This window comes from Streptomyces sp. NPDC053079, from assembly GCF_044546695.1.
Classification (GTDB): Bacteria; Actinomycetota; Actinomycetes; order Streptomycetales; family Streptomycetaceae; genus Streptomyces.
This window is the reverse complement of the sequence record NZ_JBITZJ010000003.1, coordinates 731,202-745,060: the sequence shown is the minus strand read 5'-3', so window position 1 is coordinate 745,060 and position 13,859 is coordinate 731,202. Positions and strand designations below refer to the sequence as shown.

11 protein-coding genes and 1 pseudogene are annotated in these 13,859 nt (G+C 70.5%); 7 read left to right on the top strand and 5 right to left on the bottom strand.

Annotated features, from left to right (window positions below):
* A partial coding sequence (locus ACIGXW_RS15590; protein ID WP_399573513.1) for an FG-GAP repeat domain-containing protein occupies positions 1-705 on the bottom strand: 705 nt, incomplete at its 3' end.
* A 255-nt stretch (positions 706-960) separates the two neighbouring features.
* On the opposite strand from ACIGXW_RS15590, the gene ACIGXW_RS15585 reads away from it, so the two are divergent.
* Positions 961-2,151, top strand: a complete 1,191-nt coding sequence (locus ACIGXW_RS15585; protein ID WP_399573443.1) for an anhydro-N-acetylmuramic acid kinase — start codon at positions 961-963, stop codon at positions 2,149-2,151.
* Between the two features lie 125 nt (positions 2,152-2,276).
* Entirely contained in the window at positions 2,277-4,139 is a 1,863-nt protein-coding gene (locus ACIGXW_RS15580) for a DNA/RNA non-specific endonuclease (protein WP_399573442.1), read from the top strand.
* 18 nt (positions 4,140-4,157) lie between these two features.
* On the opposite strand, the gene ACIGXW_RS15575 is transcribed toward ACIGXW_RS15580, so the two are convergent.
* Together ACIGXW_RS15575 and ACIGXW_RS15570 are read right to left on the bottom strand one after the other, a co-directional pair.
* The gene (locus ACIGXW_RS15575; RefSeq protein WP_399573441.1) at positions 4,158-5,804 is read right to left on the bottom strand and encodes an ABC transporter permease; all 1,647 of its coding nucleotides are present in this window, start codon (positions 5,802-5,804) and stop codon (positions 4,158-4,160) included.
* Positions 5,801-6,736, bottom strand: a complete 936-nt coding sequence (locus ACIGXW_RS15570; protein ID WP_071965975.1) for an ABC transporter ATP-binding protein — start codon at positions 6,734-6,736, stop codon at positions 5,801-5,803. The genes ACIGXW_RS15575 and ACIGXW_RS15570 overlap by 4 nt, the downstream gene beginning before the upstream one ends.
* Before the next feature lie 109 nt (positions 6,737-6,845).
* On the opposite strand from ACIGXW_RS15570, the gene ACIGXW_RS15565 reads away from it, so the two are divergent.
* The 3 genes from ACIGXW_RS15565 to ACIGXW_RS15555 all read left to right on the top strand — a co-directional run bounded on the left by ACIGXW_RS15565 (position 6,846) and on the right by ACIGXW_RS15555 (position 9,139).
* Positions 6,846-7,349, top strand: coding sequence for a GbsR/MarR family transcriptional regulator (locus ACIGXW_RS15565; RefSeq protein WP_399573440.1), 504 nt, complete (start codon positions 6,846-6,848; stop codon positions 7,347-7,349).
* A 305-nt stretch (positions 7,350-7,654) separates the two neighbouring features.
* The gene (locus ACIGXW_RS15560; protein ID WP_399573439.1) at positions 7,655-8,410 is read left to right on the top strand and encodes a transglycosylase SLT domain-containing protein; all 756 of its coding nucleotides are present in this window, start codon (positions 7,655-7,657) and stop codon (positions 8,408-8,410) included.
* Between the two features lie 186 nt (positions 8,411-8,596).
* Complete coding sequence (locus tag ACIGXW_RS15555; RefSeq protein ID WP_399573438.1) at positions 8,597-9,139, top strand: FHA domain-containing protein; 543 nt, start codon at positions 8,597-8,599, stop codon at positions 9,137-9,139.
* Between the two features lie 454 nt (positions 9,140-9,593).
* Here ACIGXW_RS15555 and ACIGXW_RS15550 read toward each other — a convergent pair whose 3' ends face one another.
* Together ACIGXW_RS15550 and ACIGXW_RS15545 are read right to left on the bottom strand one after the other, a co-directional pair.
* Positions 9,594-10,238 carry an NADPH-dependent F420 reductase gene (locus ACIGXW_RS15550; RefSeq protein ID WP_399573437.1) on the bottom strand — a complete coding sequence of 215 codons (645 nt, stop codon included), beginning with the start codon at positions 10,236-10,238 and terminating at the stop codon, positions 9,594-9,596.
* A gap of 50 nt (positions 10,239-10,288) precedes the next feature.
* On the bottom strand, positions 10,289-11,101 hold the full coding sequence (locus ACIGXW_RS15545) for an inositol monophosphatase family protein (protein WP_399573436.1): 813 nt from the start codon (positions 11,099-11,101) through the stop codon (positions 10,289-10,291).
* A gap of 117 nt (positions 11,102-11,218) precedes the next feature.
* On the opposite strand from ACIGXW_RS15545, the gene ACIGXW_RS15540 reads away from it, so the two are divergent.
* Both ACIGXW_RS15540 and ACIGXW_RS15535 read left to right on the top strand, forming a co-directional pair.
* Entirely contained in the window at positions 11,219-12,163 is a 945-nt protein-coding gene (locus ACIGXW_RS15540; protein ID WP_399573435.1) for a LysR substrate-binding domain-containing protein, read from the top strand.
* A gap of 1,299 nt (positions 12,164-13,462) precedes the next feature.
* Positions 13,463-13,802: pseudogene (locus ACIGXW_RS15535) on the top strand (transposase); the annotation flags it as partial.
* Positions 13,803-13,859: the final 57 nt, after the last annotated feature.

The following is a 13,859-nucleotide window of genomic DNA, read 5'->3' as shown; positions in this document are numbered from 1 at the left end:
GGTGGCGGCGAAGTCGAAGGTGTCGTCTGTTTCGTGGAGTGCGGTGCCGGTCTGGAGAATGAATCTCTTGTAGTTGCTGGCGCCGGAGAGAATGTGGACCTCGGTGCTGTTGGTGCCGGTCCGGCTTTTCTTGACGGCGACGAGGTCGGGGCGTCCGTCGCGGTCCCAGTCGGTGGCGGCGAAGTCGAAGGTGTCGTCTGTTTCGTGGAGTGCGGTGCCGGTCTGGAGAATGAATCTCTTGTAGTTGCTGGCGCCGGAGAGAATGTGCACCTCGGTGCTGTTGGTGCCCGTGCGGCTCTTCTTCACGGCCACCAGATCCGGCCGCCCGTCACGGTCCCAGTCGGCGAGCGTGAAACTGAACGTGCCGTCCGTCTCGTGCAACGCCGTGCCGGTCTGCAGGACGAATCTCTGGAAGTTGCTGGCGCCGGAGAGGATGTGGACCTCGGTGCTGTTGGTGCCGGTCCGGCTCTTCTTCACGGCCACCAGGTCCGGGCGCCCGTCACGGTCCCAGTCGGCGGTCGCGGTGGCGAAGGTGTCGTCCGTCTCGTGCAGTGCCGTGCCGGTCTGCAGAAGAAAGCTGCCGAACGCCGCCGCACCGGCCTGCGAGGCAGGGGCCGGCGTGTGATCCTTCCCGGCGGCCACGGCGCCGGGAGCTGCGAGGACCGCACCCAGGGCGAGCGGGGCGAGTGCGGCGATGACCTTCATGGTGCGCACAGGAATGCCTCCCTGACACATGCTCCCGGGAGGATCCCGGGAGGCGCGACCGATGCTAGGGGCCGCCTCGACCACGGACGCCGGGCCAGTGGCCCGACGTCCGGAATCCATGGGTGAAGGGCCGATTCCGGGCGAAAAACAATACTCAAGACCCCTCAATATCCTTGGAATGTAAGTCCATTGGCCCGGTGGCTTAGCCTCCCCGCCCGCGGACTGCTACACCTGCGGGGAAGGGAGGGCCGGACCATGCGGGTGATCGGTCTGATGTCGGGGACGTCGTACGACGCCATCGACGCCGCCGCGGCCGACCTGCGGATCGAGGCGGACACCGTCCACCTGACGCCGCTGGGCCTGACCGGCCACGCGTACGACGACGTGCTACGGGCCGAACTGGCCGCCGCCCTGCCGCCGAACCCCACCACCCTCGGGACCGTGTGCCGGCTGGACGCCCGGATCGGCCAGGCCTTCGCCGAAGCCGCCGCACGGGCCGACCGCGAACTGTGCGGGGGCCGGGCGGACATCGTCGCCTCGCACGGACAGACCGTCTTCCACTGGGTGGACGACGGACGCGTCCACGGCTCCCTGCAGATCGGAGCGCCGTCGTGGATCGCCGAGCGCACCGGACTGCCGGTGGTCTCGGACTTCCGCTCCCGCGACATCGCCGCCGGCGGCCAGGGCGCCCCGCTCGTCAGCACGGTGGACGTCATGTGGCTGCGCGGCCGGCCGGGGCGCCCGGTCGCGCTCAACCTCGGCGGCATCGCCAACATCACGGTCGTCAGCGGCGACCACCCGCCCCTGGCGTACGACACCGGACCCGCGAACGCCCTGATCGACGCGGCGGTGCACCACTTCACCGACGGCCGCCGAAGCGCCGACACCGACGGCCTCATGGCGGCCCGGGGCACGGTCCACCAGCCCCTTCTGGAGCGGCTGCTCGCCGACCCCTACTACGCGCGGAGCGCCCCCAAGACCACCGGCAAGGAACACTTCCACCTGCCCTACCTGCTCTCCGCCCTGGCCCGCACGGGCCCCGAACCGCCCGGTGCCGACGACGTCGTGGCCACCGTCACCGCGCTGACCGCGCACACCGTGGCGGACGCCGTACGGTCCCGCGCGGGCACGGAGGTCATCGCCTCGGGCGGAGGCACCCGCAACCCGACGCTGATGCGGATGCTCCGGGAGCGACTGCCCGGGGTGCCGGTCCGCACCTCCGGCCAGTGGGGCCTGCCGGAGACGGCCAAGGAGGCGTACGCGTTCGCCGTGCTCGGGTTCCTGACCGTCCACGGCCTGGCCGGCACGGTCCCGGCGTGCACCGGCGCCCGGCACGCGAGCGTCCTCGGCTCGCTCACCCCAGGGGCGGGGCCGCTGCGGCTTCCCCCGCCCGGCCAGGGCCGCGCGCCGACCCGGCTGCGGGTCATGGAGCCGTACCCCGCCTGACGGAAGAGGCGCCCTGCGCCCGGAATGCCATTCCCTACCGGACGTGACAGGCTGGAAAACGGAGGCCGCCGGACCGGAGCCCGTAGCCACACCTGGGGGGACGCAGGCGAAAGGAAGTCCTCATCATGGCCCCCAAGAAGAAGGCGTCGCCCAAAGCACCGGCCGCCGAGCGGGACAAACTGATCGCGTCACTGCGACAGTTCATCCGCACCCAGGGCCCCGCCTTTCTGAACGATCCGAACGTCTCCTCCGTCGGCATCGGCTACCGGGAGAAGGGCGGCAGGCGCGGCAAGGAGCTCACGCTCCAGTTCACGGTCGACAAGAAGGTGCAACCGGAGGCGCTCACCGCGCTGGGCACCACCGCCCTGCCGTCGTCCGTGGTGGTCGACGGCGTCGAGGTGCCGACCGACGTCATACAGCGCAGCTATCAGCCGCACGTGCGGGTCGTGCCCGAAGCGCAGAGCCCGGACCGCAAGACCCGCCTCGACCCGATCGTTCCGGGCGCGAGTGTCGCCCACGTCAAGGTGTCGGCGGGCACCATCGGCTGCATCGTCTTCGACCGCAAGGACGGCACCCCCTACGTGCTGAGCAACTGGCACGTTTTGCACGGGCCCGACGGCAAACTGGGCGAGGACGTGGTCCAGCCCGGTCCGCACGACGACAACCGCACCGCCCGCAACCGCCTCGGCACCCTGGTCCGCTCCCACCTCGGCGTGGCCGGCGACTGCGCCGTGGCGAAGATCAAGGACCGCCGCTTCGACACGGAGATCTTCGAGCTCGGTGTCGTCCCGGAGGAGCTGGGCGAACCGGATCTCGGCGACAAGGTGATCAAGAGTGGCCGTACCACCGGCGTCACCCACGGCGTCGTACGGCGCATCGACACCATCGCGAAGCTCGATTACGGCGGGTCGGTGGGGGAGACGGCCATCGGCTGCTTCGAGATCGGCCCCGACCCCGACAACATGCCGTCCGACGGCGAGATCAGCCAGGGCGGCGACTCGGGCGCGGCCTGGATGTTCAAGACGCCCCGCGGCAAGCCCGGCAAGATCCTGGCGGGCCTGCACTTCGGCGGCGAGGGCGGCGGCGACCCGGACGAGCACGCGCTGGCCTGCCTGCCGTCCTCCGTCTTCGAGAAGCTCGAGATCAGCCTGCAGCCGCCGGTGCCCGAGGAGGCGGAGGTCCTCACCGGATACGACCCCGATTTCCTGGGGCAGCGGATAGACACGCCGAAGCTCAATCCGACGGTCGCCGGTGACGCGGCACGCCTCGACGGCTCCGACGTCATCCGCTACACGCACTTCTCCCTGGCCCTGAGTTCCACGCGGGGCTTCGCGTTCTGGGTGGCGTGGAACACCGACGGTGCCGCGCTCAAGAAGCTCAGCCGCACGGGCATCGAATTCGTCAAGGATCCGCGGATCCCGGCCGACTTCCAGGTGGGCAACGAGGTCTACGAGGGCAACCGGCTCGACCGCGGCCACATCGCGCGCCGGGCCGACCTGCTGTGGGGCGGGCCGACCGAGGCCCAGAAGGCCAACGTGGACTCCTTCTTCTACACCAACATCACGCCGCAGATGGACGACTTCAACCAGAGCAGCAAGAACGGGCTGTGGGGCGATCTGGAGGAGGCCGTCTTCGCCGACGTCGACGTCGACGACCTGAGGGTGAGCGTGTTCGGCGGGCCGGTCTTCCAGGACGACGACCGCCTGTACCGGGGCATTCAGGTGCCCCGCGAGTTCTGGAAGGTCATCGCGTTCTCCGAAGGCGGAGAGCTCAAGTGCAAGGCGTTCCTGCTGACCCAGAACCTCAATCAGCTCGAGGCCCTGGACCTGGACGAATTCCGGGTCTTCCAGATCTCCGTGCGCGAGGTCGAGGAGCGAGGGCATTTCCGCTTCCCCGCCGTCCTGCGCAAGGCGGACACCCTGCGCGTGCCGGAGTCGCTGGGGGAGAGGGCGCCGCTGGAGACGCTGGGCGACATCCGCTGGCACTGAGCGCGGCCGGCGGGCGGCTCAGCCCATGTCCCGGCGCCGCAGGGCCGCCAGTCCCACGGTGGTGAGCACGGCCGTCACGGCGAGCAGCCACAGGAACGGGGCGGCGGAGAGCTCCGCGCCGGGCAGCCGGGGCAGATGCCCGAAGGGCGAGAGGTCCATGGCCGCCCGCGGCAGCTTCAGCGCCGGGCCCAGCCAGCCGATCGCCAGACACAGGCCCGCCGCCGCCCACGCGGCCACCGACGCCTGCGGACGGACGCCGAGGATCAGCACGGCCACCGAGGCCAGTACCCACGCGGCCGGCACCTGCGCCAGGGCCGCGCCGAGCACCTGCGGCAGCCGGCCGCCGACGTCCCCGGACGCCAGACCGTAGCCCAGGCCCATCGCCAGGCCGCCGACGCACAGCACGACGGCCGTACCCAGGAAGGCGAAGGCCAGGTGTCCGGCCGCCCACCGCAGCCGGCCCACGGCACCCGCGAGGACCGGCTCCGCCCGCCCGGCGGTCTCCTCGGCCCGCAGCCGCAGCACGCAGCTCACCGCGTAGAGGGCGGCGACCATGCCGAGCATGCCCGTCATCGAGGAGAGGAAGGCCTCGGTGATGCCCTGGTGGCCGCCCATCCGCTCGATGATCTCCCGCGTGCCCTCGTTGCCGCCCACGAGGTCGGAGGCGCCGTCCGTGACCGCGCCGAGGACGCCGCCCGCCACCGCGAAGCCGAGTCCCCAGCCCAGCAGCGCGCCGCGCTGCAGCCGCCACGCCAGCCCGAGCGCGCCGCCCAGGTGACGGGGGGCGGCCGCGGCACCCGGCCGGGTCGCCAGGAGGCCCGCGCCGATGTCGCGCCTCCCGGCGAGCCCGTACGCGGCCGCCGCCGTGAGCGCCGCCGCCGCGTACGGCAGCAGCAGCACCCACCAGCGGTCGCCCGCGAAGGCCCGGACCTGTTCGCCCCAGCCGATGGGGGAGATCCACACCAGCGGCGAGGACGCGTCCGCGGCCGCGGCGTCCCCCGCCGCCCGGAGCACGAACGCGAACCCCACCACGGCACCGGTGATGCCCCTGGCCGACCGGGCGCTCTCGGTGAGCTGGGCCACGACGGCCGCGACGCCCGCGAAGCACACGCCCGTACCGCCGACGGCCAGCCCGAGCGCCAGCGCCCCGCCGGTCGGCAGCCCCGCGCCGGCCAGCCCGGCTGTGATCAGCAGGGCGGCCACGGCGTGGGCGCACACCGCCGTGAGCAGCGCGGACGTCAGCGGCGCCCGGCGGCCGACGACACAGGAGGACAGCAGTTCCTGGCGGCCGGTCTCCTCCTCCTCGCGGGTGTGCCGGACCACGACGACCAAGCTCATGATCGCGGCGAGGACGCCGCCGAAGGCCACCATGCGCCAGGCGACCAGACCGCCGGGGGAGTCCCCGAAGGCCGGCCCGTACAGGGCGCGGAGCGAGCCGCTGGCGTTCGTCGACCGGGCCACGCCGGCCCGGTCGGCCGCCGTGTCGTAGAGCGTCGCGAACGTGTTCGCGGTGGCGACGACGGTCAGGACCAGGGCCAGGACCCAGACCGGCAGCAGCACCCGGTCGCGGCGCAGGGCGAGGCGCAGCAGCGTGCCGGTGCCCGCGAGCTGTGAGGAGCGGCCCGCACGCCGGTGGGCGGCGGCCGTGGCGGTCAGGGTGCTCATCGCGACACCGTCCTCTGTGCGACCGGGGCGGCGTCGCCCTGGTAGTGGCGCAGGAAGAGCTCCTCGAGCGTGGGCGGGGTGCTGACCAGGCTGCGTACCCCGCACTCGCCGAGCTGCCGCAGCGCGGCGTCGAGGGTCGCCGTGTCGACCTGGAACCTGACCTGCCGGCCCTGTCCCCCGTGCAGGGGGCGCACGGCGAGGTCGTGGACGCCGGGCAGCCGGGCGAGTCCGTTCGGCGGGCTCGCCAGCTCGGCGGTCACCGACGTACGGGTCAGGTGCCGCAGGTCGGCGAGCGAGCCGCTCTCCACGGTCACTCCCTTGCGGATGATGCTGACCCGGTCGCACAGCGCCTCCACCTCGCTGAGCACGTGGCTGGACAGCAGGATCGTGCGGCCGCGCTCGCGCTCCTCGGCCACGCACTGCTGGAAGACCTCTTCCATCAGCGGGTCGAGGCCGGAGGTCGGCTCGTCGAGGACGAGCACGTCGACGTCGGAGGCGAACGCCGCCACCAGGGCGACCTTCTGCCGGTTGCCCTTGGAGTACGTGTGCCCCTTCTTCGTCGGGTCGAGCTCGAAGCGTTCCAGCAGCTCCGCGCGCCGGGCCGGGTCGGAGCCCCCGCGCAGCCGCACGAGGAGGTCGATGACCTCGCCGCCCGAGAGGTTGCGCCACAGGGTCACGTCGCCCGGCACGTACGCCACGCGGCGGTGCAGCTCCACGGCGTCCTGCCAGGGGTCCCTGCCGAGCACCTGCGCGGCGCCGCCGTCCGCGCGCAGCAGTCCCAGGAGGATCCGGATGGTGGTGGACTTGCCCGCGCCGTTGGGGCCGAGGAAGCCGTGGACCTCACCGGTCCCGACAGTGAGGTCGAGGCCGTCCAACGCACAGGTCCGGCCGAAGGACTTGCGGAGGCCGGACGTGGAGATCGCCTTCGTCATACCTCGAACGTACGCTGTTTTCAGAAATTTGTGAAGGTTGGATAGCCTGTAAATTGACCTCGGAGGCTCCGACCGGGACCGACGTGTGCGACAAGGGAGATGACGAGTGATGGGTGGGGATCGGGAGCGGGACCGGGAGGCGGTCTCCCGTTTCGTCGAGCGGTTCGCCGGCGAGCTGACCGACGCCGGCATGCAGCGCATGGCGGCCCGCGTCTTCGCCGCGCTCCTGGCCTCCGACTCCGGCGCGATGACCTCGGCCGAGCTCGCCGAGCAGCTGCGGATCAGCCCGGCGGCGGTCTCCGGGGCCGTCCGCTACCTCACCCAGGTCGACATGGTCGGCCGCGAACGCGAGCCCGGGTCGAGACGCGACCGGTACCGCCTCTACAGCAACGTCTGGTACGAGGCCCTCACCCGCCGCGACCAGCTGCTGACCCGCTGGGAGGGCGTCCTGCGCGAGGGCGCGGCGACGCTGGGGCCCGGCACTGCGGCGGGCGCGCGCGTGGCGGAGAGCGCCGAGTTCCTGGAGTTCCTGCAGAAGGAGTTCCAGCAGGTCCTGGCCCGCTGGCGCGAGCACAAGGAGACCCTCCGCGAAGGCGGCCCGGCGGGGGAGTGAGGGGTCCGCGCCGCGTGACCGGGCCTCGACACCGGGTGAGATCGAGGGGTGTGGTGTGTGAGGCCGCCCATAGGGCCCGGATCACTGTCCTCTTTGTTTAGTAATGGGCGGGGTGTGTGTGGTGGGCTGGTCGGGGTTTTGTGTGGGGGTTTTACGGGGTGGGGTAGTAGGTCACATGATTGCCAGGGGTTTTGGCTGCCGCTAACAATTGCGGAGTCGCACGGCGCCGTCGATCGAGACGCGGCGCTCTTTTTGCGCCAATGACGGCCACTGCGACGTACGCGATTGGAAGAGGTTCGGTTCGTATGCGCTCCACCACGGTTTCCGGTTATACCCGTCTGGCCAAGGTCCATAAGTTCTCTGTCGCTGGTATCGCGGCCGTTGGTGTGGCTGCTGCGGCGTTCACGGCGGTCCCGGCCGTCGCCGCGGACGCGGGGTCGGCTTCGGTGAAGCCGGTGGCGTGGAGTGCGCAGTCGTTCGGTGAGACGCAGGACGCTGTTCTGGCGCAGCTGGAGGCCGAGGCTGCCACGCTGGCCAAGGCGGAGGCGAAGGCCGCTGTGAAGGCCGGTGCGGACGCTGCGGCGAAGGCGAAGGCCGACGCGGAGAAGGAGCGTGCTGCCAAGGAGGCTGCGAGCCGTTCGACCGACCGCAAGCCGGTCAAGGCCGCGCCCGCCCCCGCCAAGCCCGCTAAGCCCGCCGCTCCGGCCGCCAAGCCCGCCGCTCCGGCGAAGAAGGCTTATGCCGACAATCTGGACGGCTGGATCAATGAGGCCCTGGACATCATGAAGGCCAAGGGCATTCCGGGTACCTATGCGGGCATCAAGAAGAACGTGATGCGTGAGTCGACGGGTAACCCGCGGGCGATGAACAACTGGGACTCGAACGCGGCGGCGGGTATTCCGTCGAAGGGTCTGTTGCAGATCATCGACCCGACGTTCAAGGCGTTCCATGTCGAGGGCACCTCGTGGGACCCGTTCGACCCGGTCGCGAACATCGTTGCTTCCTGTAACTACGCTGCCGGCAAGTACGGCTCGATGGACAACGTCAACTCCGCCTACTGATCGAGCCGATCCAGCCGATCCAGGCGCACACCGACGCGAAAGGGCGGCGGCACCCCACCGGGTGCCGCCGCCCTTTCGGCGTACGAGCGCCAGGGGCCCGCCGGGTCCGTCAGCCGTGGGGCCGAATTGCCTGTTGAGGCAGGTGAAGTGTGGACACGGCGGATCCGGCAGCCCGACAATTCCCTCATGACGTCTCTTCAGTTCCGCACCCACGTGACCCGGCCGTCGGAGGCCGAGCGGGACCGGGCCATCGAGGTGCTGCGGAACGGCACCGGTGACGGCCGGATCTCCCACGACACGTTCATGCGGCGCATGCACATCGTCCTCACGGCCCGCAGCCGCGCCGAGATCGACGTCGCCGTGGCCGACCTTCCCACTCACGGACGTCTCTCGGGGTTCGTGCTGCGCACGGTGGGCCGCCTGTCGGCCGTGCCCATCCGGCTGCGCACCGCCTGGCACACCGCCCGGCTCCCCGGGCTCCGCCTCCCCGAACCCGGTACGGGGACGCTGAGCATCGGCCGCTCCCCACTGTCCGACCTGCGCTTCGACGACGGCACGGTCTCTCGCCGGCACGCCGAACTGCGCCACACGGGACAGGACTGGCGCCTGTCCGACCTGGGTTCACGCAACGGCACCTACGTCAACGGCCTGCGCATCGCCGGCACGGTGAGCGTCCGCCCCGGCGACCACGTCGCCTTCGGCAACCTCAACTTCCGCTTGTCCGCGTAGAGAAGGCCGACCACGCGCACGGGCGAACGCCGCCGGCGCTACGCCGAGCGCACTGTGGGCGCCGCGGGCGCCCCGGGGTGCCCGCGAAGGGGCGGAGCAGGGCGGCCGTGGTCAGCCGGCCCAGACGTCCCCGCACAGGACTTCAGCAGCACCGCAAGATCGGTCACAGCAGCTGCCTGCGCCACGTCGGCACACCGCTCCAGCAGGTCGGCGATTTCGCCGAGCGCGGCTTGCGCCTCCTGCTCGTTGAACTGCGTGTTGCCGTAAGGATCCACCCACGAGAGTGGGAGTCGTTTGTCGACGACTTCGGGAGTCGCCTCCCGTGTAGCAGGCATGATCAATGTCGATGAGTTCGGGCGTCACTTGCCGCCCAGCTGGCGTTGTCCGTGCCGGCGTCCAGCTGCCCTCGCACGCGCCCGTTACCTGGTTTTGTTCTGAACCCGGTCTTGGTGAGTCAGCGGGCGAGGGAGACAGCGAAGGGCTTGAAGCCGTGTCGGCGCAGGACGTGGGGCACGACCAGGATCATGGCCTCGGTGGCGCGGGCTGTGGTGATGTCGCCGAGGTCCTCGATCCGTTCGGGCTGCCAGCCCAGGTCGCCGAGCAGGCCGGTGACGGTCCTCTTCGCGTGTTCGCTGTTGCCCGAGACGTAGACGGTCGGTGGGGTGGCCAGGGTCTCGGGAGCGGTCATGACCATGAACAGCATGGTGTTGAGGGTCTTGACCACACGGGTGTCGGGGAGCGCGGCCTGGAGCTTCTCGGCAAGGCTGCTGCCGGGATAGCACAGATCTCCGGGCAGGCCGTCACCGGCGTCGCGGGTGGCGTTGGAGACGTCGATGAGGATCTTTCCGGAGAGCTCGGTGCGCAGGTCGGTGAGGCGCTCCAGGGAGCTGTCGCCGGGCGTCGCGTTGATCACGATGTCCGTGGTGCGGGCGGTGGTGCGCTGGTCGGCGAAGGCGATCCGCGGGGCGAGCCCAATGGTGCGGGCGGCGGTGTCCTCGGGGCTCCGGCCCCCCATGGTGACGTGGTGTCCGGCTGCGGAGAGCTTGCCGGCGAGGTTGGTGCCGACGCGGCCGGCGCCCAGGATGCCGATGCTGGTCATGAGGTGATGCTCCTTGCGGTATCGGGGTGGGAAAGAGTGGAGACGTCCGGTCAGGCGATCGGCGAGAGGACCTTCAGGGCGGTGGCGTGGATGCCGGGGGCGGCGGCCAGGAAGTCGCGGCTGCCGGTGTTCCAGGGTTCGCCCGTCAGATCGGTGACGGTGCCTCCGGCTTCGGAGACCAGCAGGGCGCCGGCGACCAGGCCGGAGCGGACGTCGGAGAACTGCCAGAACGCGTCCATACGTCCGGCGGCGACGTGGATGAGTTGCATCGTGGCGGGAACGGACACGCGCACGACCAGGCCGTTGATGAGCATGGCGGTGACGGAGTCACCGATCCGCCGGAAGGTGCGCTCGTCCTCGCCGGGCTTGGCCTGGCCGGTGCCGATGAGCGCGGCGGCCAGGTCGGTCTTGGCGGACACCTTCAGGGGTCGGTCGTTGAGGCGTGCACCGCCGCCGGCGACGGCGGTGTAGGTGTCGCCGGTCAGCGGCAGGTGGACGACGGTGAGTACCGGCTGGTTGTCGCGGACCAGGGTGGCGGTGACGGCCCAGTCCTCCATGCCGTGGACGTGGTTGATGTTGCCCTCGGCGGGGTCGACGACCCACCACTCTCCGGGCGGTAGCGCGCCGCCGGCCAGCTCGTCCTCGGCCCACTGCGCCCCTTGCCGGGCCCGCAGCAGCGGTTCCCGCAGCATGTCCAGCACCGCGTCGTCGTTGGCGTGGATCTCGCCGACGACCTCGTCCAGACTCACGCCCCGGGCGTGCGAGGTGTAGCGGTCGCGCAGCGTGACGCCGGCGGCCTTCACCGCAGCGGTCACGTCGGACAGGAGCGTCGTACCGGCGTCGAAAGGCATGGCTGTGCTCATGGTGGGCTCCCTGGGGGATCGATAGAAGCGGGGCGGGTGTCTCGCCCCCGCACTTCGAAGGTAGGACCCCTAACCATTAACAACAAGTGCATGCTTGTCACTTGTAGAGTTACTCTCATGCAACTGGATTTGAACCTGCTCACCGCCCTGGACGCCCTGCTGGAGGAGGGCAGCGTCGCCGGCGCGGCAGCACGCCTCCACGTCACCGCACCGGCGATGAGCCGCTCCCTGGGCCGCATCCGCAAGGCCACCGGTGACCAGATCCTGGTCCGCACCGGCCGCAGCATGGTCCCCACCACCCGCGCGCTGGCCATGCGCGCCCAGGTCCACGCGCTCGTGCAGCAGGCCCACCAACTTCTCTCCGCGCAGCAGGAACTCGACCTGGCGACTCTGGACCGGGTGTTCACCGTGCGCTGGCACGACGCCCTGACCGCCGCCTGCGGCACCGCCTTGACCACGGCCGTCCACCATCAGGCCCCCGGCGTCCGGCTCCGCCTGTCCGCCGAACCCGGGACGGACGACGCCGAGCTGCGCCGGGGTGAGGTCGACCTCGAATCAAGCTCCAGCGCTCCGACGCTCCCCGACATCCGCCACCGCCTCGTCGGCACAGACCGGCTGATCATTGCCGTCCGCCCAGGCCACCCGCTCACCGAAGGCCCGCTGAGCCTCGAGCGCTACGCAGCCGCCGAACACCTCACCGTCTCGCGGCGCGGAAGCCTGCGCGACCCGATCGACGACGCCCTGACCACACGCGGCCTCGAACGACGCGTCGTCGCCGCCGGGCCCACCGCCGCCTTCGCCCTGCAACTCGCCCTCGACACCGACCTGGTCGTCACCCTCCCCGACGCGGTCACCCGCACGGCTCGGAAACAACTCGGCCTCGCCACGCTGCCGCCACCACTCCCGCTACCCGACGTCCCCCTGCACCTGCTGTGGCACCAGCGCTACGACAACGACCGCGCCCACACCTGGCTGCGAGACCTGGCCACCGAAACCGTCCAGGCACTGTTCACACCACCGACCGCCTCTCAACAGCCCCTCACCAACCGGACCGGGCAGTGACGGATACCTCCGGGGAAAGGCCTGCGGCAGCTGACTCCCGTTCTCGGGTTCTGGCTCACTTTCCGTGAAGCGTGCACCGTGAGCGACGGGTTGGAGTCTGCTCCTGCCGTCCGATAGTTGCCTGAAAACCACCAGTGGCGACGCTGGATGGACTGACAGTTCGGTTCCGTGGAAGAGATGGTGCTCCGGCTGGAAGAGCAGTGCGGGGAAGCGGGTTCGGTTGTGTCTATGGGTCCGCTGGTTCATCTGCGGGAACACGTTGTGCGAACGGCGGACCTTCGTCGAACAGATAGCCGGGCTGACTCGGCGGTACGGCCGGTGGACCGAGCGCTTGCGGTCGACGCCGGCTGCGGTCGGCCTTGCGCTCGCTGGTCGGGCGGACGCCCGCATGGCCGGTGTCTTCGGGGTTGCTGTCAGCCGCAGCAGGCCGCGACCGCGCTCCATTCTTCGCGGAGGGAGCCACCATCGGCGCGCCTCAGGCGATTCAAGTCGCAGACAGGTGGCACTTGTGGCACAACCTGAGCAAGGCTGCCGAGCGATGCGTCGCCCAGCACCGCGGCTGCCTTGGGGCCTTGGCCGGTGAGTCGGCCGAGTCTGCGGTTGTGGCTCCACCGCCCGAGCAGATGCCCGGCTCGCCATGGCCAACAGGGCACCGGTTCGCCGACCGCATTCGGGACAAACATGCCATCGTCCACATGCTGCTGGAGGCCGGCCACAGCCGACGCTCGATCGGCCGCCAGCTCCACATGACCCACCGCACCGTCAAACGCTTGGCCGACGCCGCCGCTCCCGAAGACCTCTTCCAGGGGCAGTGGCGCAACCACCCTACGGTCCTCGACGACTACAAGCCCTACCTGGACGACCGCTGGAACCAGGGCTGCACCAATGCCTGGGCACTGTGGGAGGAGATCGTGCCGTTCGGCTACAAGGGCAGTTACCAGCGAGTTCGCGCCTACCTGCGGGAGAAACGCCTCTCGCCTGGACCGGTTTCCGCCCGGCCGCCGACCCCGCGGACGGTCTCCGGGTGGATTCTGCGGCACCCCGACAGCCTCGCAGAGAGCGAACAGCTCCGACTCAAGGCCGTGCTGGCCCAGTGCCCGGAACTGGACGCCCTCACCGAGCACGTCCGGTCCTTCGCCCGGATGCTCACCGAACGCGAGGGCGAACGTCTACCGCAATGGCTCGACGCCGTTCGGCAGGACGATCTCGGAAACGCCAGTCGCAGCCGTGGATCGTGTCGGATGAACTGCGGTTGCTTGTCGAGCTGTTGCTGCCTGGGACGCGGTGAAGCAGGTGGAGGGTCGTCCGCGGGTACCAGACCGGCAGGCTCTGTGAGGGATCCTGTTCGTCCTGCATACCGGGATCCAGTGGGAGTACCTGCCGCAGGAGCTGGGCTGCGGAAGATCCCGGCGGCTGCGGCCTGGTCGGACGTCCCCGCAGCCGGCCGGACACGCTCCTGGCCAACCGCGGCCACGACAAGTACCGCCGCCTGGTCCGGGCGACCGGCGTCAAACCTGCGATCGCCCGCTGCGGCAACCCGAACGGCTCCGGCCTCGGCGTCCACCGGTGGGTTGTGGAACGGACAATCGCCTGGCTCCACGACTTCCGCCGGCCCCGCATCCGTTGGGAACGAGCTCTTGGAGGGCGGTTCGTGAGTTGATGTCTGGTTCGTAGTTGCGGTTGAGGCAACCGAGAA